Genomic DNA, 25,707 nt, shown 5'->3' with positions numbered 1-25,707 from the left:
TTGGGGGTTTTTTAAAAGAAATGTTGTCTGTCACTATAGTTACTTTATTATTTAGTTTATTGGAAAGGGTGTGTTTTGATTTTCTTGCAGCAGGAACGTGTGTATGCTATAATTAAAAATAAGCAAATAACTGTTTGATTAATTATAAGGTAAGGGAGAGTTTGTGATGGATTTATTAGATAAACTAAATATCCTATCAGCTGCAGCTAAATATGATGTTTCTTGTTCTTCCAGTGGGAGTAAACGACGTAATACCCCTGGTGGAATCGGGAATGCAGCTGTTAGTGGTATCTGTCACAGCTGGTCAGATGATGGACGGTGTATCTCACTATTGAAGATACTTTTTACTAACTACTGTATCTATGACTGTGAATATTGTGTTAACCGTTCTTCAAATGACCTGCCGAGGGCTGCTTTTACACCTGATGAAGTTGTTAATTTAACAGTTAATTTTTATCGCAGGAATTACATAGAAGGCCTGTTTTTAAGTTCTGCTGTGATTAAGAGTCCAGATTATACCATGGAATTACTCTTGCAGACTGTACGCAAATTACGCGAAGAATTTAAGTTTAACGGTTATATACACCTTAAGGCAATACCAGGTGCTGATTATTCACTAATATTGGCAGCAGGCAGATATGCGGATAGAATGAGTGTTAATATCGAACTCCCATCACAAAAAAGTTTAAAATTACTGGCCCCCCAGAAAGAAATGAATGCTATTATAGAACCAATGAGAGAAATTGGTACAATGATTAAAAATAATAAGGAAGAGAAAAATTCTAAAAAGAAAGTGCTCAAATTTGTGCCAGCCGGGCAGAGTACCCAGTTGATTGTTGGGGCCAGTCCAGAATCTGATTTTCATATTTTAAAGTTATCAGAAGGTTTATATAATAAGTTGAGCATGAAAAGGGTTTATTATTCTGCCTATGTTCCGGTAAATAATACCCCAACATTACCTGCTATAAAAAACCCGCCATTATTACGTGAACACAGATTATATCAGGCTGACTGGTTGTTAAGGTTTTATGGGTTTAATGCTGAAGAACTCCTTGATAATAAGAATCCTAATTTTGATGCTGACCTTGATCCTAAGGCCAATTGGGCTTTGAATCATTTAGAAGTATTTCCCCTGGAGATCAATACAGCCAGTTATCAACAATTACTTAGAATTCCTGGTTTAGGGGTGAAATCTGCCCGCCGAATTATGTCTGCCCGGAAGACAGGCAGTATTGATTATGATGATTTAAAGAACTTTGGAACAGTCTTAAAAAGGGCAAGGTACTTTATTACCTGTAAAGGGAAATATTATGGTGGTATACCGATTAGGGAAGACCTGATCAAATCAAGACTTATAAATGGAAAAAGTGAAACTGGAGAGCAATTATCACTATTTCAGGAGCCGGTCGGGAAAGAGACCAGATCCCTGGCCTTTCTGGAGAGTGGTGAATAGATGCCTCTTTATTATTATCTATATGATGGCAGTTTTCCTGGACTAATGACTGCTATTTATCAGGCTTATTACTATGAACATAAACCGAATTACATTATCAGTTCCAATAAATATCAGCCAGCATTATTTGCTGAAAAGGTAATAATAAAAACAGATATGAAGAAATTTGACCGTGTTTATCAAGCAGTTAAAAAGAAAATATCAAATAGGTCATTACAAAAGATTTATTATGCCTACTTATCTGAATTAGATGATATTGAGATGAAAATCTACCGGTATTTAAGAATGGGATTTACTATTGGAAAGAAAATAGACGGCCATTTAAGTAATAAGCTGGTATTAAAATTAAATAAAATTTACAATAAAGTAAGTGGTGAACGCCACCGTCTACTAGGGTTGTTGCGTTTTAGAAAGATAGCAGGAGATATATATTATGCCCCTTTTGAACCGGATCATAATGTTATTACCTTAATGGCACCACATTTTGCCAAAAGGCTGGTTGATCAAAACTGGATTATCCATGACCTCAAACGTGAAAAAGCAGTTATCTATAATCAGCAGGAATGGGTATTAACTGATTTGAAAAAGAGACTGGATCAAGGCAGGTTAACAGCTGAAGAGATAGAATATCAGGAGTTATGGAGGGGCTTTTTTGATAGTGTTGCTATTGAAAACAGGAAAAATAGTAGGCTGCAACGGCAGTTTATGCCAGAGCGTTACTGGAAATATTTAATTGAAAAGAGCTAGTATGACAAGTAATGATAAGGGAGTGTTTCGTTTGTCATGGATGTGACAAACGAAACGTCGTCCCCCTGTCACTCTCTAAGGTAGGAGAAAACTTTTTTTAATCTAAAATACAGCCAACCTGCTCCCAGAATTAAACTAATGAATTCTGATAGGGGAAAGGCATACCAGATCTTGTTAAAGCCAAACCATTGACCTAAGTAGTACATGACAGGTAGTAGGATTATTATTTGTCTTATAATCGACAATAGAAGGCTAGGAAGACCACTACCAAGTGACTGAAAGGTAGTAGAGATAATAATTGAAATGCCAATTATGGGAAAAGCCAGGCTGATTCTTTTTAAGGCTGTTGTACCCATGGTTATCAAATCAGTATCTTCACTAAAGGCCATTATCAGTTGTTTGGGGAAGAGTTGAAAAATTAAAAAACCCAGCAAGGTAAAAGCAGTAGCAATCAAAAAGGCTGCTTTCATGGTTTTTTTCATGCGTTCAGGGTTTTTGTGACCAAAATTATAGCCCATGATAGGCATATACCCCTGATTTAAACCAAAGACTGGCATAAATACAAAGGATTGTAACCTGATATAGATTCCCCCCACTGCAATAGCAACATCGGAATGAGGGGCTAAGATGAATTTGTTGATAGCAATCAGCATAGCACTTGCTAACAGTTGCATAACCATAGCTGGTAGGCCAACAATATATATGGATTTAATAATAGATAAGTTGAAATCCATTTTTCTTAGATTTATCTTTAATTCATTTTTATTGCTAAAGAGAATAAATAATAGAAAAGAACCACTAATAACCCTGGAAAAAACTGTTGCCAGGGCAGCCCCGCTAACACCCATTCTGGGGAAAAAGCCAATTCCAAAGATTAAAAAAGGGTCAAGTACAATATTTATAACAGAACCGATCAGCATAGTGATCATTGGTAGGAAGGTATTTCCTTCACCACGCAAAATATTATTACCAATCATAGGGATAAAGAGTGCTATCGCACCGATTAATATAATTCTAATATATTCAGTCCCCATAGTGATAAGTTGTTGATCATCTGTAAACCAGGCCATTAATATGTCAGAGAAAAAATACCCAAATAAAGCAACAATAATACCGTAGACTGCTGTTATGTGTAGAATGTGTTCAGCAGCATTTTCAGCGTTATCTTTATTACCTTGACCTAACTGACGTGATATATATGTACTGGTACCAACACCTGTCCCTACAGCAATAGCTATTAGGATAAGCTGAACAGGGTAGGCCAGTGAGAGTGCTGCTAGGGCTTCCTTACTATAACGCCCTACATAAATACTGTCTACTACATTATACATTGATTGAATAAACATAGCAATAATTGATGGTATAGCTAATCTAAAGAGTAAGGGTATAATTGCTTCCTGGCCCAGACGGTCCGACTTTTTAGCTGATTGCAAAATACTCACCTCATATTTTCACAACTTTTATGTAAGACAACATAATATTCATGATATATTAGATTATCAGTTGTGTCAACACGTAAAAGTCAATCTTTTTCATATTCACGGAGGAGTAAATTGTCATATGATAATTGATCGATTATTTTCTCTTCTTTTTTACTCACTCCACTGATGTATTTTAAGATATGAACAATATTCATATTGTCAATAGGATTTTTGATAACTGCCTGTTCCCCATACTTGTTCACCTGTATTCGGCCTTTATCAATATTAATATTTCGTTTTGGTCCCCCTACACATCCCCCCTTACAACCCATACCTTCTATAAAGTTTGCCTCAATATTACCATTTATAATGTCATCCAGGAGTTTTTTACAGTCTTTAACCCCATCTGCCTGTCGTGCTTTGAATTTTAATCTTCGATCCGGGTTAATACGCTCAACTGTTATTTTTACTGCCTCACTTACACCACCTGTCCTGGCATATACCCTTCCACCATAAGAAGACTGTTCTTTATTATCTTCTTCTAAAGTAGTTAAATCAATTGTCAAAGCCTGAAATATTTCTTTAAGCTCATCAAAAGTAAGCACATAATCGATGGCACCTTTTAACTCTGGAACCTTTGCTTCGGCTTTTTTGGCTACACAGGGGCCGATGAAGACGGTGACAGCATCAGGAAAGATAGTTTTGATAAATCTCCCTGAAGCAATCATTGGTGAAACGGTTTTAGTTAATCTATCATTTAGTTCTGAGTAGCTTTTAGTTAGGAGGTTAATCCATACTGGGCAACAGCAGGAGGTTATTAAAAAGTCATCCTGATGATTAACCAGTTTATTGTATTCATCAGCCTCTCTTAGACTTAATATATCGGCAAAAAGAGCCACTTCAACCATGTCTGTAAAACCAATATTTTTAAGGGCAGTACGTAGCATACCCATTGTTACATGATCACCGAATTGGCCGGCAATGGCTGGGGCGACATTTGCGTAAACAGGGATCCCTTCTTCAAAGTATTTTACTATGGGAATAAATTCAATTTTGTCAGCAATAGCTCTGGAAGGGCAGTGGGTAATGCATTTACCACAGGAGATACACCTTCCACTATCAATTAAAAGCCCTTCTTCTGTGTTGTTAACACAGATATCTGTACAGGAATTATCATGGCATTCTTCACAGATGTTTTTGTTAACTGTTACAATAGGTTCTTTAATACTTTCCAGTTCAAAAGCAGTCTCAAGGCTATCAGCCATTTCAGTATCATACTTAGCAGTAGGGTTCAGCCCCATACCGACTAAGATATTATTTTTCAGGGAAGCTATTTCATTTTGATCAGTTTTATTTTTAGAGAAACGGTAGGGGATTTCATTGATTTTTTCTTTAAGTCTTTTATCATAGGCAAGTCTAACTAATTCTCTGAAGATAGCCTTTCTTTTATCTTCAGAATTATTATATTTTTTTGACATGATATTACCCTTTCTATATAAAGTGTACTGTTAATTTAGTTTTTTCACTCTCATGAAATTTATCCATTTTGATATTTAAATTCATAAAAAGGGTTGATTGATGATTTGGGTGAATTTGTGATATAATTAATTAAAATTCTAATAAGGGGTTTCAAATATGATAGAAAGTGCGGTGCTGGCGGAAGAATTATTTGTTGTTTTACTGCCAGCTGGCGGTGTTTTAGAAAGGACAGCTTATTTACAAAAACAAATAGCTGATACTTTTCAGGTGTATCAAGAGGGGTATTATCCACAACTTCATATTACTATTGATAGGATTAAAAAAGACCACTTAGCTGAGGCTAAAAAGATTATTGATAATTTTGTCAAAAAAAGTAAAGTAGTAGAGCTTGGTCTGGATAGTTTTTCCTGTTTTAATAAATCAGAGAATAATTTTCTGGTTTTGAAGTTGAAAGAGACAAAATCCTTGCGGGGATTTGCGGTGGACTTACATGAAGGGCTAGCGAAAAGGGGTATTTCCTCTCTGAAGAACTACCGGGAATGGGAGTTTCATATTACCATAATCAGTAATCTCTTTGCTCGCAGACCTATTCCAGAGCTGGACTTTAACGAACTTTGTTCTTACCTTGAGGGCCAAGGGGATCAAACCTATACTGGTTGGGCCGATACCCTTGAGGTGTGGAGTCCGGTTCCAGATTCTGAAGAAAAATGCCTGCTCAGTTATAAACTTGATAATTAGTTGCTTATAGAATATCTATTAATACGATTATTAAGGGGATAGTAACTATAGAGCAGAGTGTGGTGATAAAGACCCCTTCTGAAGCGAATTTATAGTCTCCATTATATTGTTCGGCAAGGATTACACCAATAGCACCTGATGGCATAGCAAGTAGTATAACACTAATATTCCTTAAAATATCAGGAATATTAAATTGATTTAAGATGAAAAGACCAATAATTGGAATGATAATAAGTTTTAAAAGTGACAGGTAATAAATGTGTTTATCTTTGATAATGGTGCTTAATTTGACATTAGTCAGAGAGCTGCCGATAATGAGCATAGATAGTGGAAAGGTCATTCCTCCCAGACTGTTAAGGGCGTCTTTAATAGGGCCTAATTTGATATTTAGTCCTAATAAAATAAAACCAATGATTACAGCCAGCAGACCATTACTAAGTATTTTATTAAGTTTAATCCCCTTGGAAGAAGGGTTATCTTGTTGGATAAAGATATAGACACCATATGTCCAGAGAATAATATTGAAGATAATATTATTAATAATGCCGTACAATATGCCCCTATCAGGATAGATAGCATTAAGGACTGGTAGGCCCATATAACCTACATTAGCAAAAATAAGCAGGGTTTTAAAGACAGTCTTTCTATGTGGATCCTTTGTTATCTTATTTGATGTTATACTGGATAATACTAAAACAAAGAGGTAACTAATAAATGTAATAACTGTTAGTAAAATTAGATTGTTCAGCAATTCAGTGCTTAACTCTACACTTATTATATTATATATAATCAAGGCAGGTAGGGTTATATCCATCATTATGCGGGAAAGACCCTTATTTATCTCCTCACTAATTAAATCTTTTTTTCTGGCTGCATAGCCGATCAGGATAATAAAAAATAAAACCAGTATCTGATTAATTACTATTTCTAAACTCAAGAAGAATCGTTCCTTTCTTATAGCAGCTTATACCTATTTATGCTAGATTCATATTCTTTTAGTTATTTTAACATGTCTTAGCTTGTGTGTCAAAGGGAAGAAGTAAGACTGTTTACAAGACAAGAAGGGGTGAAATAAATGGCAGATCCAGTCAATTTAATTCGGACTATTGAAGATAGATGTCATGAGTGTTATGCCTGTGTCAGGAATTGCCCTGCCAAGGCAGTTAGGGTTAAAGATGGTCAAGCTGAGGTTTTAGGGGATAGATGTATTCACTGTGGAAATTGTGTTCGGGTTTGTTCACAGGGGGCCAAAAAAGTCCGTGATGAAACAGCAGAGGTAAGGAAACTGCTGGCAGCTGGGGAGAGGGTAATTGCGGGAATTGCCCCCAGTTTTCCATCATATGAAGTGGAAGGTGTTTTTACTGCAGATGACTGGATAGCTATGCTTTATTCTATTGGTTTTGCTGAGGTATATGAAGTGGCCTGGGGGGCCCAGTTAATAATTGAGGAATATAGTAAATTATTAAAGACTAAAGCTGATAAACCCCTGATTAGTTCTGCCTGCCCTGTGATAGTAAATCTTATACAAAAACATTACCCTCAACTGGTAGAAAATCTGGTGCCTATTGTTTCACCGATGATGGCTCTTTATCGTTATATTAAACTAATAGAGGGCCCTGATGCTAAGGTAGTAATGATCGGTCCATGTCTGGCAAAAAAAGGTGAGTTTAATGATCTCAAAGATTGTTTTGTCTTAACCTTTAGTGAGATTAACAGTTTAAAAGGGTTTAAAGTCCCTGAATCTAAAGAGAAAGATTTGGATACTGCTGTTTCCAGGGTGATTCAGCCTACAGATGAGGCCAGGGCTTTGCCTCTGGCAGGTGGTTTATTAACAGCTGTCAGTAGTAATTATGATCGTAGTATAAATTCTTTCCTGAAGGTTGAAGGCAGTCAAAAGGTTTTTGAATTATTTAATAGCCTGCTGGATAAAGAGATATCTCCGGAATTTGTTGATATATTATTTTGTGATGGTTGTATAAATGGTGTTGACCTTGCCCAGGGGAATTATTTTAAAAAAGAGAGGGCAGTTGATGATTATATTAATAATCAGGCCTTGGACAGGACAGGAGTCTATTCATGGGATAAGATAGGATTACTTGACCTATCAACCTCATTTCAGATTGACTATAAAGAACTTGACCAGCCTCTTGAGAAGGAAATATGGCGTATTTTAGCTCAGACTGGTAAATATGATGAGAGTGATTTACTTGATTGTGGGGCCTGTGGATATTCATCATGTAGAGAAAAGGCAGTAGCTGTTTATCAGGGATTAGCAGAGGTAGAAATGTGCCTGCCTTACCTCTTAAGTGAAAAAAGAACAGAGATAAAAAGGGTTCAGGAGCTAAACAGGGAGCTGGATACCCTTATTAATACATCATATGATGGTATGATTATGGTAAATAAGAAAGGGGAGATTGAGAGGGTAAATGAGGCCTATTTATCTTTACTTGGTCTTTCAAAAGAAGAAATACTCCATAAGAATGTCCTTCAATTGGAGGAAGAGAGATATATTTACCCTTCGGTTTCCAGGCTGTGTCTTCGGGAAAAACGGGAAATTACCTTGATACAAAATACTAAAAATGGGCAGCGATTGCTGACAACAGGCAGCCCACTGCTGGATAATGCTGGTGATGTATTACATGTTGTAGCTAATACTAGAAACCTCTCTGAATTAAATAAACTTAATGAGAGTAGTAATGAGAAAGAGAAATTAAGGGAATACCTGCAGGGAGATATAAATCATGATAATGATGATAATCTAGGTCATATAATAGCTAATTCGGTTATTATGGAGAATATTTTGAACCTGGCTAGAAAGATAAGTAATACAGATTCAAGTGTCTTACTAATGGGTGAGTCAGGGGTAGGTAAAGAGGTTATTGCCCGTTATATTCATGAACAGAGTCAGGCCAGGGATGTGCTGGTGAAAATAAATTGTGCTGCTATCCCGGAAAGCCTTCTGGAATCAGAGCTTTTTGGATATGAAACAGGGGCCTTTAGTGGTGCCAAAAGAGAAGGCAAACAGGGTTTGATAGAAAAAGCCGATGGAGGGACATTATTTCTTGATGAAATTGGAGAAATGCCTTTAAATATGCAGGCTAAGTTACTTCAGGTTTTGCAGGAACACAGCTTGACCAGGATTGGTGGGATAGAGGCTATTAAAGTAGATTTTCGTTTAATAACCGCTACTAATAAAAATCTAAAGGAAATGGTGGAGAAAAATTGTTTTCGTGAGGATTTATATTACCGTTTAAATGTTGTTCCCATAACTATTCCCCCTTTACGGAAAAGGCCTGAGGATATTCTGGCACTGGTGAGATATTTTTTGAATCTATTTAATAATAAATACGGTAAAGATATAAAACTGAATGATGACCTAAGTGAGCTCTTGTTGGATTATGATTGGCCTGGTAATGTAAGGGAAGTAGCCAATTTACTGGAAAGGGTTGTTGTTACAGCTGATGGTGGTTTGATAGATAAGGATTTTTTAGAGAGGTTTATTGAGTTTGAAAGGATTAACAGTGATACTGAAGTAGAGATTAAAGGTATTATACCTCTACAGGATGCTGTTAGCCAGCTGGAAAAGAAATTATTAATACTGGCCAGAGAAAAGGGAAAGACAACTTATGATATGGCTGAAATGCTGGGGGTGAATCAGTCTACTATTGTTCGGAAACTAAAGAAATATTTTTCTTAATGCAGTAGCGCATTATTCAATGCACTACTGCATGAAAATGTATGATATCACACTTGCCGATATATTAGTTATTAAAATAAGGCAAAATATATTTAAACATAATATTTAATGCATATATGCATTATTCCCCCTTGAAGACCCATTTGATGGGGCTTTTTATTATACGTAAAATAAAATAATTGATCTAAATTTACTGTTAAATTATCTGGTATAATAGTTATCTTAGCGTTTGTTAAATAATAAGTTTTATTAATAAATCTCTTGATACTATTTCTGGTATACCTTCTGCATATAAATAATAATGTCAGATATTTGTGAAATGTTTTTCATAAGATTTAAATAGTATCTAGAGTAAGGTGGTGGTTTTTTCAGTAAGGGATTGAGAAAAATATCACGTTCACAAACCAAATTTAACTATTAAGGGGGCATATTATGTCAGCACTACTTGAAAAAGAACTCCAGGAACTAAAGGAAGTGGATTGGAGTCGGGTGAGTACTAAATTAGCAGAGATAGTAAAAGAACGGGAAGAGGAATCAGTAATTGATATTGTACATCAGGAACTGGAGGGGATTATAGAAAAAAACAGGGGACAGGAAGATGCCCTGTTGGAAGTCCTTCACCAGGCACAGGAATTAATAGGTTTTGTTCCTAAGGCTGTTCAGAAAAAGATTGCCAGGGGATTAAAGATAACCCCAGGTGAGGTAGCCAGTGTTATGTCTTTTTATGCACATTTTTCGGAAAGGCCCAAGGGTAAGTATCAGATTGCACTTTGTAAAGGAACTGCCTGTTATGTTAAGGGCTCAGCGGAAATTATAGAAAAAATAAAGTCAAAATATAATCTTGAGGCTGGTGAAACAACAGATGATGGTTTGTTATCACTTGAAGTAGTCAGGTGTCTTGGTGCCTGTGGATTAGGACCGGTTATGACAGTAAATGGTAAGGCGCACGGTTTATTGAATCCAGAAAAAGCCGTCAATATTGTTGAAAAATACAAAAAGGGAGAGATCTAAGGAGGGTTATCATGGCAGTTAAGGATTTGAAAATAAACAGGGTAAATTCATTAAGTAATCTTGGTGATATTAAACAAAAATTCCTTAAAGAAAAAAACACTGATCATAGTATGAAAATAATTATAGGCATGGGAACCTGTGGAATTGCTGCCGGGGCTCAGGATGTCTGGGATATAGTCCTTGAGGAGCTTGATAAGCAGAATATAAAGAATGTGTCTGTAAAACAGACTGGTTGTCTGGGTTTGTGTGCTAGGGAGCCGTTACTGGAGATAAGGCAGGGTAATACCAGGGTTATTTATGGAAATGTAAACAGGGAGAAGGCCAAGGAAATTGTAAATGAAAATGTAATTGAAGGCAGGATTATAGAGAGATGGACAATTGATGAGGATGACCCCTTTTTTGAACCACAGTATAGAATTGTTTTGAAAAATTGCGGCCTCATTAATCCCGAAGATATTGAGGAGGCTATTGCCAGTGATGCCTATATGGGCCTTGCTAAGGCCCTAACAGAGATGAGTCCCGAGGAAGTCATTCAGGAAATAAGTGATGCCAGGCTCAGGGGGCGGGGTGGTGCAGGCTTTCCTACAGGTGTTAAATGGAGATTTGCTTATAATAATGAAAGTGCTCAAAAGTACATTATCTGTAATGCTGATGAGGGAGACCCTGGTGCTTTTATGGATAGGAGTGTTCTGGAAGGTGACCCACACCGTTTAATAGAAGGAATGGCTATTGCTGCTTATGCTATTGGGGCCAGTCAGGGGTATATATACTGTCGGGCAGAGTATCCACTGGCCATTAAACGCCTCAAAAAAGCAATTGCTGAGGCAGAGATTTTAGGTTTGTTAGGAAAGAATATCTTTAACAGTGGTTTTAATTTTCATCTTGATATTAGACTAGGGGCAGGGGCTTTTGTCTGTGGTGAAGAGACAGCCTTGATGGCTTCAATTGAAGGAAAGAGGGGGGAGCCAAAACCTAAACCACCCTTTCCAGCTGAAGCTGGTCTCTGGGGTAAACCCACTATTATAAATAATGTTGAGACCCTGGCCAATGTCCCAGATATTATTTACAGGGGTAAAGAGTGGTTTAAATCGATTGGGACTGAAGATAGCCCTGGTACAAAGGTATTTGCCCTGGCAGGGAAGGTGAAAAACAATGGTCTGGTTGAAATACCGATGGGTACAAAACTGGGAGAAATTATCTTTGATATTGGTGGTGGTCTTGAAAACAATGGTAGGTTCAAGGCGGCCCAGACAGGTGGTCCTTCTGGCGGGTGTATACCTGTACAGTATTTGAATGTGCCTATTGATTACGATTCCCTCCAAGAACTGGGGACGATTATGGGTTCAGGGGGTCTGATTGTGATGGATGAACAGACCTGTATGGTTGACCTGGCCAAATATTTTGTTGATTTTTGTAAAGATGAATCATGTGGTAAATGTACTCCCTGCCGTATAGGGACAACCAGAATGCTGGAGATCTTACAGAAAATATCTAATGGAGAGGGAAGTAGAGATGACCTGGATTTATTAATTGAAATGGGTGAACAGATAAAGGATTCTGCTTTCTGTGGTCTCGGACAGACAGCCCCAAATCCAGTTTTGAGTACAATCAGGTATTTTAGAGATGAGTATCTTGACCATATTGAGAATAATTATTGTGAGGCCTCCAGGTGTGCACCATTATTTAATTCACCATGTCAGAATTCATGTCCGGCAAATGTGGATATACCTGTTTATATTGATTTAATAAGACAGGGCAAGTATAAGGAGGCCTATAAGATTGTCCAGGAAGAAAATCCTCTGGTTCTTATTTGTGGTCGGGTTTGTTATAATCTCTGTGAACAGGCCTGTAATAGAAATTCCCTTGATGAATCACTGGCCATACGTGAACTAAAAAGATTTGCCAGTGATTATGTCCTGAAAAATGAGGGGGGGTTCCCTGTACCGTCAATTAAAGAGGAGAAGAGGGAAAAAATTGCTATTGTAGGTTCTGGTCCTGCTGGACTAAGTGCTGCCTTTTATTTGCGTAAAAAGGGTTATCAGGTAACAATTTTTGAAGCCCTACCAGTAGTTGGGGGTATGCTGGCAGTAGGAATACCAGAGTATCGTTTGCCGAAAGAGCTTCTCAATGAAGAAATAACAGTACTTACCACTATGGGAGTAGAAATAGTGGTTGATACCAAAATAGGTAGAGATATAACTTTAACTGAACTCAAAGAAAGTGGTTATCAAGCGGTTTTCCTGGCTGTTGGGGCCCATCAGGACCGTAAACTGGGTATTGATGGAGAGGATTTAACTGGTGTATATTCAGGTATTGAGGTACTCAGGGATATTAATCTGGGTAAAAGGCTTGATATTGAGAAAAAAAAGGTAGCTATTGTTGGTGGTGGCAATGCGGCGATCGATGTTGCCAGAAATGTAGTAAGGTTAGGGGCAGAAGAAGTTAATGTTGTTTATAGAAGGACCAGAGAGGATATGCCTGCCCACCGAGAAGAAATTGAAGAAGCAGAATATGAGGAAGTAAAACTACACTGTCTGGTTAACCCGGTGAAAGTGATTGGTGAAGATGGTCGGGTTACTGGCCTGGAATGTGTCAGGATAAAGGGCGGTGAATTTGATAATAGCGGCCGCAGAAAACCATTAACAGTTAAGGATTCTAATTATATCCTGGAGGCTGACCTGGTTATCTCTGCTGTCGGGCAGAATGTGGAAGAAGATTTTAATGAGGGAGAATTAAGTATTGGTCTGACTGATAGGGCTCTAATTGAAATAGACAGGCAGTATACTACCAGTATACCCTGGGTTTTTGCAGGTGGGGACTGTGTTAGTGGTCCAGCAACTGTTGTAGAGGCGATCCAGGGTGGTAAAGAGGCTGCCCGTTCAATTGATAAATACTTAGGTGGTGATGGAAAGCTAGTTGTCCGTCAGAGGATTGACCGCAAAGTATCTGGCTCTATTCTTGAAGATGAAAGACCAAGAGTGAAGATGCCTACTATATTGTTGTCAGAACGGAAGAGGGGTTTTAAAGAGGTTGAAAAGGGTTATTCAGAAGACCAGGCAGTTGAAGAGGCCAGACGTTGTCTGCGCTGTGATGTAAAAAATAAGTGAGGGGGATCGCAATGACTGATAATAAAATAAAACTATGGATAGATGAAGAAGAGCTTGAAGTTGATCAGGGTACTACACTCCTGGAAGCAGCCAAGATGGCCGGTAGGGATATACCGACATTATGTTATTTAAAGGAATTAAATGAGGTTGGAGCCTGTCGTTTATGTCTGGTTGAATTAGAGGACTCAGGTAAATTAGTAGCTTCCTGTATAACACCGGCAGTTGATGGCATGAGAGTCAAGACAAATACTGCCCGGGTAAGAAAGACAAGAAGACTGAATTTAGAATTCCTTTTATCAAACCATAAAGTAGACTGTCCTACCTGTCTTAAGAGTGATGATTGTGAACTAAGAGAACTGGCGGAACAGATGGGGATCCGTGATATTCGTTTTATAGGTGAAAAAAGTACTTTTACTAAGGATGTCTCAACACCATCTCTATATAGAGACCCTGAAAAGTGTATTCTCTGTAGGCGCTGTGTCAGTGTCTGTCATGAAGTTCAGTCAGTAAAGGCTATTGTACCAGAGGGAAGAGGGTTTATGACAGTTGTTGAACCTGCTTTTTATAACAGCCTTTCAGAAAGTCCCTGTGTTTTATGTGGTCAGTGTTCAGTGGTATGTCCAACAGGGGCGATCACAGAGAGAGAATATATTGATGATGTCTGGGAAGCTATTTATGACCCTGCTAAGCATGTGATTGTTCAGACTGCCCCAGCTGTTCGGGTCGCCCTGTCAGAGGCCTTTGGGAAAGAGCCAGGTACGATTGTAACAGGTCAGATGGTTTCAGCTCTGAGAGAACTCGGTTTTGATAAGGTTTTTGATACTAATTTTACTGCAGATTTAACAATTATGGAAGAAGGAACAGAATTAATTGACAGGATAAAAAACAATGAAACACTACCACTTTTTACTTCATGTAGCCCAGGTTGGATAAAGTTTTTGGAGCATTATTATCCGGAATTTATTTATAATCTCTCTACCTGTAAGTCACCACAGCAGATGTTTGGTTCGGTTGCTAAAACATATTATGCGGAAAAAAATGATATTTCAGTAGATGACCTGATAGTAGTCTCGATTATGCCCTGTACAGCGAAGAAATTTGAGGCAAGCAGGTCTGAAATGAATGGTGATGTAGATTATGCACTGACTACTCGTGAATTAGGGCGGATGATCAAACAGGCTGGAATAGATATTTTGAATCTACCTGAAGGTGATTATGATAAGTTACTTGGTGTGTCTTCAGGAGCGGCTGATATATTCGGGACTACTGGTGGTGTAATGGAAGCTGCCCTGAGAACAGCTTATGAAATTTTGACTGGTGAAGAACTTAGGGAATTAGATTTTACTCAGGTCAGGGGTGCTGATGGTATCAAAGAGGCTGAAGTAGCAATTGCTGATCTAACTTTAAAGGTTGCAGTTGCCCATGGTTTAGGTAATGCCAGGGAACTGTTGGAAAGAATAAAAGATGGGGCAGAATACCACTTTGTTGAGTTTATGGCCTGTCCGGGAGGTTGTATTGGTGGGGGTGGTCAGCCCTTACCTGCTACTGAAGATAATATTGCCAAACGGAGGGCAGGTCTTTATGAGATTGACCAGAACAAAGAAATACGTAAGTCCCATGAAAACCCCTATATTAAAAAGATATATGATGAGTACCTGGAAAAACCAGGCAGCCATAAATCCCATGAATTACTTCATACCCATTATGTGGTTAGAGGGGTTTGAAAGTGAAAGAGGTACCTGACCCGACTGTTAAGAGACTTGTTCAATATTACCGTTACCTGGATGAACTGGAGAGTAAGGATGAAGAACAAGTTATTTCCTCAGTTATGCTTGGTAAAGGGGTAGGGGTTTTCGCAACTCAAATTAGAAAAAGATTTATCTTCCGATATTGGCAGTTTATTTTTTAGACTAAACAAGGAAGATAATTCATTATGTCAGAACTGAAACAATGATCAGAGGATTGTGTATTAAAAAATTTAAAAAATTAATTTTTAAAAGACTGGATATAATTCCAGTCTTTTTGTTTAGAGAGGAGAGTAGTCAATTAGTTCATACTCATTACTGCATTTGCAACCGGCGTGCTAAACTCGTTACTCGTTATTTACCACTGATTCACAGAACTAAGTGATTGAAAGTAATATTACTTTCATGAAAAGGGTTATTTTTTAAAAGAATAATGCAAAACTGCATTATTGTAATGACATACAACATTAATTTTTTCGCAAATAATAATGGCAAATAAAGGCAAAAAGCAATTAAAGATAATGTCAGCAAGCATTATTAACTACCTGGTCTATTTAATTATATATTTAATGTTAATAGATATAAGTAACGTTATAACAGGTGTTATAGCTTTTTTATTAATAACTGGCACAGCTGATGCACTTATAAGTATTACAAAAAAATAGGTGAAAATATTTTCAAGTATTAAAAAAAGGAGGGGAAATGTTATTTTTTTATCGCTAAAAAAGGGAATATTTTCACAAAAGGAGGTATAGAAAAATGAATTATGGCTGTTTCTTGGAGAGAATGCATAATGTCCAGGACACCTATGGATATATTCCCGAAACAGAGATTGATAAGATTGCCAGGGATTTTAATATCCCCCGGGCAAAGGTTTATGGTACCATCAAATTCTATTCTATGTTCCATACAGAACCGACGGGAAAGTATATAATTAGAATTTGTGATAGTTTATCCTGTCATATCAATAGTTCACACCAATTACTGGAGACAATTAAAACATACCTGGGACTGGAAGATGGGCAAACAACTAAAGATAAATTATTTACTCTGGAAGTAGTAGAATGTCTGGGTTATTGTGGTGAAGGACCGGTAATGATGGTTAATGAGCACGTCTATATACATGTAAATGAAAGCATGGCTCTTGAAATATTGAAAAAATGTGTTTAGGGGGGGATTGCCATGGAAGAGACTTTATTTCTGAAAAAAGATATGAAAAAAGAGCTTAGTAATTATGAATTCTCCAACTTGAAAAAGGCTTTGAAATTAGGTCGGGAAAAGGTTATAGATATCATTAAACAATCTGGATTGAAGGGTAGAGGAGGAGCAGGATTTCCGACAGGCTTAAAATGGGAACTTGCCTATCAAGAGGAAGCTGACAAAAAATATATTATCTGTAATGGTGATGAAGGAGAACCGGGTACCTTTAAAGACCGTTATTTACTGGAAAACAATCCGGTTAAAGTCCTGGAGGGTATTTTAATTGTTGCTTATGCCATTGGTGCTGACGAAGGGTATTGTTATATCAGGGGAGAGTATCTTGGACCCATCAACATTTTTGAAAAGGTTATTAATGAAGCAGAGGCTACTGGGATACTGGGAGAGAATATTCTGGATAGTGGTTTTAATTTTAATCTTTATCTGGTGAAAGGTGCTGGGGCATATGTATGTGGTGATGAAACATCATTAATAAATTCTATTGAAGGTAAGAGGGGTCGTTCCAGAATAAAGCCACCATATCCCATAGCAAAAGGACTTTTTGATAAACCTACAGTGGTTAATAATGTAGAAACATTGGTTTCTGCAGTTGAGATAATCAATCAAGGTCTTGATAAGTATCTAGAATTAGGTACAGAAAATAGTAGAGGTACCAAATTGGTCTGTTTAAGTGGGGACGTTAATCAACCGGGAGTCTATGAAGTTGAATTTGGGCAGGTAACACTTGGAGAGATTATTGAACAATTTGGTAAAGGTATCAGGAATTATGTTCCCCTTAAATTTCTTGTTCCTGGAGGTATTTCAACACAGGTTTTAACCCCAGCAGAACTTAATGTTCCCTATACCTATGAGGGAATAGCCAGTGCTGGGAGTGCTCTGGGTTCAGGTGCAGTGATTGTGGTTGATGAGGGACATGACTTAGTTGATCTAATGCTAAATGTATCCAGATTTTTTATGGATGAAACCTGTGGAACCTGTTTCCCCTGCCGTGAAGGGAACAGACAGGTCTACCACATGCTTAAAGAAGGAAAAGAAGGGTTTACAGAAAAAGATGTAGAGCTTATCAAAAATGTTGGGACTACAATTCATCTAGCTGCCCGCTGTGGTTTGGGTCAGACCTCACTTAATTTTATCGGCTCAGTATTTGATAAATTTGGGGATGAATTGAAGTTAAAGGGTGGTGAGCATTATGTTACAAGTAAATATTGACGGTAAGACCTATAACGTCAATGAGGGAAGTTCCATCCTGGAAGCAGCTGGTAAAGCCCATATTAAAATACCTACCCTGTGCTATGAAGAGGGATTATCAATTTATGGTGGATGTAGATTGTGTGTTGTGGAAATTGAGGGTGAAAGACTTCTTCAGCCTGCCTGTGCTACGGAAATAAAGGAGGGAATGGTTATAAAAACCCATTCTCCTAAAGTTCAGGAGGTTAGAAGAAACCTTTTTGAATTAATTATTGCTTCACATGATATTAGTTGCAAATTAAATTGTTTGACCTGTAGTAAAAATGGTAATTGTGAGTTACGGCAGGCAGCGGATATCATTGGAATAAATCAGGTCAGGCTAAAATCCCGGGATAAGGGTTATTCAGAGGATAGATCAAGCTATTCAATTATCAGGGAACCGAATAAATGTATAACCTGTGGTCGTTGTATTAGAAAATGTGAAGAAGTGCAGGGCATTGGCATATTTACTATGGCCAATAGGGGTCCTGCTACTATAGTTACTACTTTTGAGGATAAGGGTATGGGTAATGTAGAGTGTACTAATTGCGGACAGTGTATCCATTCCTGTCCTACAGGGGCTTTACATGAAGTCTACCATTATGAAAATGTCTGGGATGTTCTTAACGACCCGTCAAAACATGTTGTAGTTCAGACTGCACCTGCTGTCAGGGTAGCTATTTCCGAGCCATTTGGAGCAGAACCAGGTGCTGTTGCGACTGGGCAGATGGTTGCTGCTTTGAGGAGATTAGGTTTTGACCGTGTTTTTGATACTAACTTTACTGCTGATTTAACGATCATGGAAGAAGGAACAGAATTAATTGAAAGAATTAATAATGGTGGTATCCTACCTTTATTAACTTCCTGCAGCCCTGGCTGGATAAAATTTATAGAGCATTTTTATCCTGACTTGTTACCGAATATATCCAGCTGTAAATCCCCACAGCAGATGTTTGGAGCAGTAGCTAAAACATATTATGCAGAAAAAAATAATATACCTCTTGAAGATTTAGTCGTAGTATCTGTTATGCCCTGTACTGCCAAGAAGTTTGAAGCCCGTCGGCCAGAGATGGAAGGTGATGTAGACTTTGTTTTAACAACCAGAGAACTGGCCAGAATGATTAAAACAGCTGGAATAGATATGTTAGCATTAGAGGAAGAGGAATATGATAACTTAATGGGTGTTTCCAGTGGAGCAGCAGATATTTTTGGTGCTACTGGTGGAGTTATGGAAGCAGCACTGAGAACGGCTTATGAATTAATCACTGGTGAAGAATTAGAAAAACTGGATTTTGAAATGGTTAGAGGATTAGAAGGTATTAAAGTTGCAGAAATAGATATAAATGGTTTGAAAGTCAAAGGAGGTGTAGCACACGGGTTAGGAAATGTTAGAAAACTGATGGATAGGATAAAATCCGGGGAAGAATTCCACTTTATTGAATTAATGGCCTGCCCTGGTGGTTGTCTGGGTGGTGGCGGCCAGCCAATACCTACAAATGAAGAAACCCGGACCAGAAGAATGAAAGCCATCTATGAGATTGATAAAGGGAAAAAAATGAGGAAATCACATGAGAATTCTTATGTCCAGAAACTATATGATGATTATCTTGGAAAACCAGGAAGTCACAGGGCCCATGAACTACTCCATACCAGTTATACAGCCAGGGGTGTATAAGATATGAAAAGTGTCCCACAGCCAACTATTCATCGGTTAGTTGCTTATTACCGTCATTTAAAAAGATTGGCAGGCAATAATGATCAGACAGTAATCTGTTCAAAAAAGCTTGGCCATGATGTAGGCACATCATCAGCCCAGGTACGAAAAGACCTTTCATATTTCGGAGAATTTGGTTGTAAAGGTGTTGGTTATGATATACAGGGTCTAAAGAAATCTCTGGAGGTGATTCTAGGGTTAAACCGAAGCTGGCCAGTTGTCCTGCTGGGAGCAGGTAATCTGGGTAGGGCTTTGATTAACTATCAAGAGTTTAAGAAGATGAGGCTGGAAATAGTTGAGGTGTTTGATTATGACTTGGATAAAATCGGTAACAATGTAGGGAATTTAGTTGTGAAAAATGTTAAGAATCTGGATAGTATTATTAGTCGAGGAATACAAATTGGGATTCTGGCTGTTCCTGTTGAAGAGGCACAGGGGGTAGCTGAAAGGCTTGTGAAAGTGGGAATAAAGGCAATCTGGAATTTTGCACCCACACCATTAAATCTACCCCCTGATGTTATTATATACCATGAAGATCTGTCGTCAAGTTTGGTTGGTTTAGTATTTTATATCAACCAGTTGGAAACAAAGGTAATAAAAAATCTTTAGATAGAAGAAAAAACCGGAGGCTAAAATAACCTCCGGTTTCTCAGGTTTTCAGAATATTAATACCTGCCAAACAAATAATAGTTCACTATTGCTTGTTCTTTAGTTTCGATATAGTATTTTTCTGTTTTTCTACTATCAACTGGAGTTTTAAGACTCTTTAAAGTAGTGCGTAAAAACATAAAATGCCCCTCTTTAAGTTAATATATAAACCAAGGGAAAATTTCTCGATACGTAACTACTTTGTTCTCGGGATATTTCTAATAATCGGGTGTTTTGCCTATTTAGCAGATAGTTCTATAGGATTGTTTTTTCCTCAGTATCATGATATAGTTTCGAATATATTAATGCTGCCTCTATCTATAGGACAATTTTCTATGATTTTATGACTATTAATTAAAGGAACCAGGGAATAGAAGGGGGGAGGGTTAGTATGGATGAGCTTAAAATTAAGCTTTCAATTATATGGGTGGTTTTAGTGTTAACTTATCTATTGGGGGATGTCTTAAGAATATTTAGCGGTGATTTTATTGTCGGTGAAATAGCTTTTTTCTTTTAATCTTATTGGCTTACCCGGTTATCCTTCTCTTTATGAAAAATTTTTGATAAGTGTAGGTCTTGTGTTTAATGTGTTAACTGTCTGGTATGCATGGAATTGGAAGTAGATTGAGAGGGGAGGAATTATAGTGAATAAGATTACCTTAACTGAAGAAAAGGAAACTTTACTTATACCATTATTAGGAAAAGCACAGGATAATAAAAAGGAAAATCCAATTTTAAATGATAAGAAAGCTACTGAAATTGTTGAGAAAATTGATTATAACTTTAACTCATTAAAAATTTTTGAAAAAACAAACATAATGATGTGTATACGAGCAAAACTCATTGATAATCACGTTAAAAGTTTTCTTTCAGTTACCAAAAATAATGTTGCCTTACATTTAGGATGCGGGCTTGATAGTAGGTATTATAGAATTAAAAATAATAATGTTAATTGGTATGATCTTGATTTCAAAGAGGTTATTACTATTCGCCAACATTTTTTTAAGGAAACAGGTAAGTATCATATGATAGCATCGTCTGTTACAGAATCTGAGTGGATAGAAAGAATACCACAAGAAAAAGACCATTATATTATTATTGCAGAAGGCTTGTTTATGTATCTAAAAGAAAATGAAATAAAAGAGTTGTTAAGTCGTCTAAAAGATAGAATTGGTAATTATACCTTGATTTTTGATGCTTATAGTGTACTTACAGCAAAAAATGCAAATAGGCATCCTTCTTTAAAGAAAACTGGTGCAAAAATAAATTGGGGTATTAATAATCCTGAAGAACTTGAAAATTGGGGATTAGGGATTAAACTAATTGATGAAGAGTATTTCACTGATTATGAAGGAATTGATTATTTAAGTATCACTAATAGAATTATGTTCAAAATTGCAAATATATTTTCTGCTGCCAGGAAAGCACATAGATTATTAATTTATAGAGTTTGTAGCAAAAATACTGATTTCTATTATTTTATTGACCATTATTGTAACTGTTGGTTTACTTAATCCTAATTCTTTTGTTAGTTTAGTTGCAACTTTTTTTGGTGGTGAAGGATTTTATTTAAATCCTTGACAGTAATATAGTTTTAAGTTATAATTTAGTTAACTAAACTAATTAATTTATAACATAAAATATAGAGGAGTCTTAGGTAAAGCCATGGATGAAAGAGAAAAAATACTAAAAATAACACAGGGATTGACAAATATATTGATGGAATTCAAAGAGAAATCATTTGAGGGTACTAAAGCAGGTGACCTTTCAATGCAATTTTTTCATTATATAAATATGATTGATCAACTAGAAAATCCTACTTTTAGTGATTTAGCAGAATCGTTAAATTTAAGTAAACCTGCAATAACAGCAATTGTTAATAAATTAATAGAAGAAGATATCGTATATAAGAGTCAGTCTGTAGAAGATAGACGTGTTTATTTTATTCATTTAACTGAGGAAGGAAAAAAGGTTTCTTCGGTTTATCAGAAAGGATACTTAGATTTTGCTGACTATGTAATGAATTCTCTTAATGAAAAAGAATTGAAGAAATTTATTGAACTTTCAGAACAGATTATATCTGGTGGACAAAAAAAGAAATAATTATATTATTTTTTAATGAAAAAGTTAATTAAATTAATTAAATAATATAAAATGGCAATAATATTTATTATATTAAGTAAAAATTAAAATATAAAAATATTATTATAAAGTTAATTAATTAAACTAAATATATTATATATCTTTTGAAGGGAGAAAATACGAATGAAAGAAATGGTACTTGTTACAGGTGCTTCAAGTGGAATAGGAATGGATTTTGCCAGAATATTTGCAGAAAAAGGCTATAATCTGGTTTTAGTAGCACGTAGGGAAGAGAAACTGAAGAGTTTAGCAAAAGAGTTAGGAAAAAAATATAAGGCTGAGGTTAAAGTAATTCCCAAAGATTTATCTATGTTAACATCTTCGGAGGAAATATTTGAAGAATTAAGAAAGGAGAATATAAATATTGATATTTTAGTTAATAGTGCCGGCACTCAGGTTTATGGCAATTTTTTAGAAACTGACCTTGATAAAGAAATGAAGATGATGCAGGTTAATGTTAACTCACTGGTTTGTTTAACTAAACTGGCAGTAAATCAGATGAAAGAAAAGGGTAAAGGGAGAATCTTAAATTTAGCATCTACAGGTGCATTTATGCCTGTGCCACTTAATTCAATTTATTGTGCTTCAAAAGCCTTTGTTTTACATTTTTCGGAGGGAATTAAGAAAGATCTGGAAGGATCAGGAATAACAGTAACCACACTATGTCCTGGACCTACTAAATCTGAGTTTGCTAAAAAGGCCCAAATGACTAATACAAGATTGTTCTCTCGAATGATGGATTCAAGGAAGGTAGCTATGATTGGGTATAAAGCTTTAATGAAAGGGAAAAGGGTGGTTGTGCCTGGTTTTAGTAACAAGTTGATGGCTATCTCTTATCGATTTACACCGCGAAGCCTTCTATTAAGTATAGGAAAATATATTATGAATAAAAAGTAGTTTATAGTTAACGAAAGGGGAGAAAGAATTGAAAACAGTTTTAATTACGGGTTCATCATCAGGGATTGGAAAAGAAACAGCAAAATTATTTCAAAAAAAGGGGTGGAATGTAGCAGCTACAATGCGTTCTCCAGAAAAAGAAAATGAACTTAATAATTTAGAAAATGTTAAATGTTTCAAACTGGATGTAACAGATAAGGATTCAATTGAGACAGCTATTGAAGAAACTATACGTTATTTTGAAGGAATTGATGTAGTAGTAAATAATGCTGGTTATGGAACAAAAGGGCTTTTTGAAGCAGCTAACAAGGAAGAGGCCAAAGATCAATTTGAGGTTAATGTATTCGGTGTAATGAACGTTATGTGGGCTATTTTGCCATACTTCCGCAGCAAAAAGGATGGGACTATTATTAATATTAGTTCTCAGTCGGGTGTTGTTGGAGCGCCTTTAAATAGTATATATAATTCTACAAAATTTGCTATAGAAGGCATTTCAGAATCTTTGATGTATGAGTTAAGTGCAATCAATGTAAAAATAAAGCTTGTCTTATTATCTGCTGTTAAATCGAACTTTTTATCATCGACCAGGTTTTTTAAGGATCCAGATTTAGTAGAATATAGTTATTTTAATAATAATGTAATGTCAAAAATGAAAGAATATTTAGCTAATGGTGAAAGACCTGAGGTGATTGCTAAAGATATATATAAAGCGGTAAGTGATGGAAAAAATAAATTAAGATATTTAGCTGGAAATGGGGTTAAGCCTTCTTATCTATTTAAGAAAGTATTACCGTTTAACATATTCAAAAAGATTGTATATAGAAGATTTGGGTTAGTTCAAAAAAGTAATTAATGATAATTTAAAACATAAAATAATACCTGCAAACAACACTTTAGTATCTTAATTTAATAACTTTTTGAAGATATAATTATATATTAAGTGATTATTAATTGTTCTATGGTAGCATTAATTTAGAGTTAAAACTAAAGAAAATCCTAATAGTATTGTCACAACCCTTTTTCTGATGTGTCTAATAATATAGAGAGGTAATTATTTAAGGAAAGGGGAAATTACAATGAAAGTGATAACAATTCTGGGAAGTCCAAAGAAAAAAGGGAAGACAGCAAAAGCCCTTGACCTGTTTGAAGAGAAGATTGTCTCAAAAGGGGGTATTGTAGAAAGAATTCATGTGGTAGATTATGAAATGAATGGATGTCAAGGCTGCTACTTCTGTCAAACAAAAGAAGATAAACCAAATTGTGTTCAAAATGATGATGTACTATTGATTCTGAAAAAGATAGTTGCTGCAGATGCTGTTATATATGCATCACCAATATATGGTTTTGATTTTACAGCACAGATAAAACCTTTACTTGATAGACATCTTTGTCTGGTAACAGATTTTGCTACTCCAAATATGTCATCAGTAATTAAAGGGAAACGAACTTTACTTTTGATTACTTGTGCTGATAATTCTGATGATAATGCAGATTTGGTCCAAGAAATATTTTACAGGAATTTTGCAGGTGTGCTAAAAACTAATATAGTAGGGAAATATATTATTCCATTTAGTGCAGCACCTGATTTTGAAGAAAGGGCCCAAGAAAATGCAGATAAAATGGTAAAAGCATTATTACATGATTAAATATAAAGGGGGATTTTAACTGTGATGCCGTTTTCTCAAAATATGCTTGTTAATAAGTTGAAAGAGGGAGATAAAGAAGCTTATTTGTTTTTTTGTGATAATTATAGCAGTGAGATTTACAATCTAGCATATAAAATGTTAGGAAACAGGGAAGATGCTGAAGATATTACACAGGATACTATAGTTCAAGTATATTGTAATATTAAGGGCTTTAAAGGTAATAGTAGCCTTTATACCTGGGTATATCGAATTACTAAAAATCTGTGTCTAAAACATCTTCAGGATAAAAAAAGAAGTTCATTTAGTTCTCTAGAAAAAATAATTTATAAGGAACAGTCAGAGAAAGCGGCAAAATCATTTTCTGCTATTGAAAAGAAGTTTTACATTAATCAGATAAAAGAAGGATGCCTTATAGGTTTATTAAAGTGTCTTTCTTTTTATCAAAGAGCAGTCTTTATATTAAATGTACTCTTTGATGTTGAGATAAAATATCTAGCACAAATACTTGATAAATCTGAAAATGCTACCAGAATTTTAATTCATAGATCCAAAAAAAACATAAAGTCATTCCTTTGTAGAAATTGTTTCCTTTATAATAGTAATAATTTCTGTAAGTGTGAGAATTTAATAGAGTTTTCTTTAAAACGGGGTTGGATAGAAGAGTCTTCTCCTGATAAGGTTGATGGGATTCCTGATCTTAGTCTTGAAAGAATTGAAAATGAACTTATGGGTCTAAAAAAGATAATCTATTTATATAAAGATTTAGAAAAAAACCTACTAATGAGTTTATAAAAAAGATTAAAAATATGCTGGAAGA

Annotated in this window: 23 protein-coding genes; 19 read left to right on the top strand and 4 right to left on the bottom strand. The window is 36.0% G+C overall.

Annotated elements, in window-relative coordinates; all coding sequences use genetic code 11:
• The first annotated feature begins 166 nt into the window (after positions 1-166).
• Positions 167-1,453: a putative DNA modification/repair radical SAM protein gene (locus GM661_RS14170; protein ID WP_230867422.1), complete on the top strand. Its 1,287-nt coding sequence runs from the start codon at positions 167-169 to the stop codon at positions 1,451-1,453.
• Positions 1,454-2,200, top strand: a complete 747-nt coding sequence (locus GM661_RS14165; protein ID WP_230867421.1) for a TIGR03915 family putative DNA repair protein — start codon at positions 1,454-1,456, stop codon at positions 2,198-2,200.
• Positions 2,201-2,268: 68 nt separating this feature from the next.
• Here the strand turns inward: GM661_RS14165 and GM661_RS14160 are convergent, their stop codons facing one another.
• A complete protein-coding gene (locus GM661_RS14160; protein ID WP_230867420.1) occupies positions 2,269-3,633 on the bottom strand; it encodes an MATE family efflux transporter in 1,365 nt (454 codons plus the stop codon).
• 89 nt (positions 3,634-3,722) lie between these two features.
• Positions 3,723-5,099, bottom strand: a complete 1,377-nt coding sequence (locus GM661_RS14155; RefSeq protein ID WP_230867419.1) for a [Fe-Fe] hydrogenase large subunit C-terminal domain-containing protein — start codon at positions 5,097-5,099, stop codon at positions 3,723-3,725.
• Positions 5,100-5,256: 157 nt separating this feature from the next.
• On the opposite strand from GM661_RS14155, the gene GM661_RS14150 reads away from it, so the two are divergent.
• Positions 5,257-5,838: a 2'-5' RNA ligase family protein gene (locus GM661_RS14150; RefSeq protein ID WP_230867418.1), complete on the top strand. Its 582-nt coding sequence runs from the start codon at positions 5,257-5,259 to the stop codon at positions 5,836-5,838.
• 4 nt (positions 5,839-5,842) lie between these two features.
• Here the strand turns inward: GM661_RS14150 and GM661_RS14145 are convergent, their stop codons facing one another.
• Positions 5,843-6,775 carry an AEC family transporter gene (locus tag GM661_RS14145; RefSeq protein WP_230867417.1) on the bottom strand — a complete coding sequence of 311 codons (933 nt, stop codon included), beginning with the start codon at positions 6,773-6,775 and terminating at the stop codon, positions 5,843-5,845.
• 138 nt (positions 6,776-6,913) lie between these two features.
• Here GM661_RS14145 and GM661_RS14140 point away from each other — a divergent pair, with 138 nt between their 5' ends.
• The 9 genes from GM661_RS14140 (at position 6,914) to GM661_RS14100 (ending at position 20,166) form a co-directional block, all read left to right on the top strand.
• Complete coding sequence (locus tag GM661_RS14140) at positions 6,914-9,535, top strand: sigma 54-interacting transcriptional regulator (protein ID WP_230867416.1); 2,622 nt, start codon at positions 6,914-6,916, stop codon at positions 9,533-9,535.
• Positions 9,536-9,967: 432 nt separating this feature from the next.
• The gene (locus GM661_RS14135; protein ID WP_125991290.1) at positions 9,968-10,546 is read left to right on the top strand and encodes an NADH-quinone oxidoreductase subunit NuoE family protein; all 579 of its coding nucleotides are present in this window, start codon (positions 9,968-9,970) and stop codon (positions 10,544-10,546) included.
• Positions 10,547-10,557: 11 nt separating this feature from the next.
• Positions 10,558-13,653, top strand: a complete 3,096-nt coding sequence (gene nuoF, locus GM661_RS14130; RefSeq protein WP_230867415.1) for an NADH-quinone oxidoreductase subunit NuoF — start codon at positions 10,558-10,560, stop codon at positions 13,651-13,653.
• An 11-nt stretch (positions 13,654-13,664) separates the two neighbouring features.
• On the top strand, positions 13,665-15,377 hold the full coding sequence (locus GM661_RS14125) for an NADH-dependent [FeFe] hydrogenase, group A6 (protein ID WP_230867414.1): 1,713 nt from the start codon (positions 13,665-13,667) through the stop codon (positions 15,375-15,377).
• 2 nt (positions 15,378-15,379) lie between these two features.
• A complete protein-coding gene (locus GM661_RS14120; RefSeq protein ID WP_230867413.1) occupies positions 15,380-15,562 on the top strand; it encodes a winged-helix domain-containing protein in 183 nt (60 codons plus the stop codon).
• Positions 15,563-16,157: 595 nt separating this feature from the next.
• Positions 16,158-16,568 carry an NADH-quinone oxidoreductase subunit NuoE family protein gene (locus GM661_RS14115; protein ID WP_125991287.1) on the top strand — a complete coding sequence of 137 codons (411 nt, stop codon included), beginning with the start codon at positions 16,158-16,160 and terminating at the stop codon, positions 16,566-16,568.
• A 12-nt stretch (positions 16,569-16,580) separates the two neighbouring features.
• The gene (locus GM661_RS14110; RefSeq protein ID WP_230867412.1) at positions 16,581-17,825 is read left to right on the top strand and encodes a complex I 51 kDa subunit family protein; all 1,245 of its coding nucleotides are present in this window, start codon (positions 16,581-16,583) and stop codon (positions 17,823-17,825) included.
• On the top strand, positions 17,806-19,518 hold the full coding sequence (locus GM661_RS14105; RefSeq protein ID WP_230867411.1) for an NADH-dependent [FeFe] hydrogenase, group A6: 1,713 nt from the start codon (positions 17,806-17,808) through the stop codon (positions 19,516-19,518). Before GM661_RS14110 ends, GM661_RS14105 begins: the two co-directional genes overlap by 20 nt.
• Positions 19,519-19,521: 3 nt before the next feature.
• The gene (locus tag GM661_RS14100; protein WP_230867410.1) at positions 19,522-20,166 is read left to right on the top strand and encodes a redox-sensing transcriptional repressor Rex; all 645 of its coding nucleotides are present in this window, start codon (positions 19,522-19,524) and stop codon (positions 20,164-20,166) included.
• 56 nt (positions 20,167-20,222) lie between these two features.
• On the opposite strand, the gene GM661_RS18980 is transcribed toward GM661_RS14100, so the two are convergent.
• Positions 20,223-20,345, bottom strand: a complete 123-nt coding sequence (locus GM661_RS18980) for a hypothetical protein (RefSeq protein WP_269059892.1) — start codon at positions 20,343-20,345, stop codon at positions 20,223-20,225.
• A 251-nt stretch (positions 20,346-20,596) separates the two neighbouring features.
• Between GM661_RS18980 and GM661_RS18975 the strand changes: the two genes are divergently transcribed.
• From GM661_RS18975 to GM661_RS14070, 7 genes are all read left to right on the top strand, one after another.
• Entirely contained in the window at positions 20,597-20,722 is a 126-nt protein-coding gene (locus GM661_RS18975) for a hypothetical protein (protein WP_269059891.1), read from the top strand.
• A 127-nt stretch (positions 20,723-20,849) separates the two neighbouring features.
• Positions 20,850-21,719: a class I SAM-dependent methyltransferase gene (locus GM661_RS14095; RefSeq protein ID WP_230867409.1), complete on the top strand. Its 870-nt coding sequence runs from the start codon at positions 20,850-20,852 to the stop codon at positions 21,717-21,719.
• 151 nt (positions 21,720-21,870) lie between these two features.
• Positions 21,871-22,308 (top strand): MarR family winged helix-turn-helix transcriptional regulator, encoded by a 438-nt coding sequence (locus tag GM661_RS14090; RefSeq protein ID WP_230867408.1) that lies wholly within the window; start codon positions 21,871-21,873, stop codon positions 22,306-22,308.
• Between the two features lie 162 nt (positions 22,309-22,470).
• On the top strand, positions 22,471-23,244 hold the full coding sequence (locus GM661_RS14085) for an SDR family NAD(P)-dependent oxidoreductase (RefSeq protein WP_230867407.1): 774 nt from the start codon (positions 22,471-22,473) through the stop codon (positions 23,242-23,244).
• Between the two features lie 28 nt (positions 23,245-23,272).
• A complete protein-coding gene (locus GM661_RS14080) occupies positions 23,273-24,097 on the top strand; it encodes an SDR family oxidoreductase (protein ID WP_230867406.1) in 825 nt (274 codons plus the stop codon).
• A gap of 223 nt (positions 24,098-24,320) precedes the next feature.
• Entirely contained in the window at positions 24,321-24,890 is a 570-nt protein-coding gene (locus tag GM661_RS14075) for a flavodoxin family protein (RefSeq protein ID WP_230867405.1), read from the top strand.
• 24 nt (positions 24,891-24,914) lie between these two features.
• Positions 24,915-25,682 carry an RNA polymerase sigma factor gene (locus tag GM661_RS14070; protein WP_230867404.1) on the top strand — a complete coding sequence of 256 codons (768 nt, stop codon included), beginning with the start codon at positions 24,915-24,917 and terminating at the stop codon, positions 25,680-25,682.
• Positions 25,683-25,707 lie beyond the last annotated feature (25 nt).

Origin of the sequence: Iocasia fonsfrigidae (genome assembly GCF_017751145.1) — a bacterium.
GTDB lineage: Bacteria > Bacillota > Halanaerobiia > Halanaerobiales > DTU029 > Iocasia > Iocasia fonsfrigidae.
The sequence above is the reverse complement of the archived record's forward strand: the minus strand, read 5'-3'. Positions and strand labels throughout refer to the sequence as shown.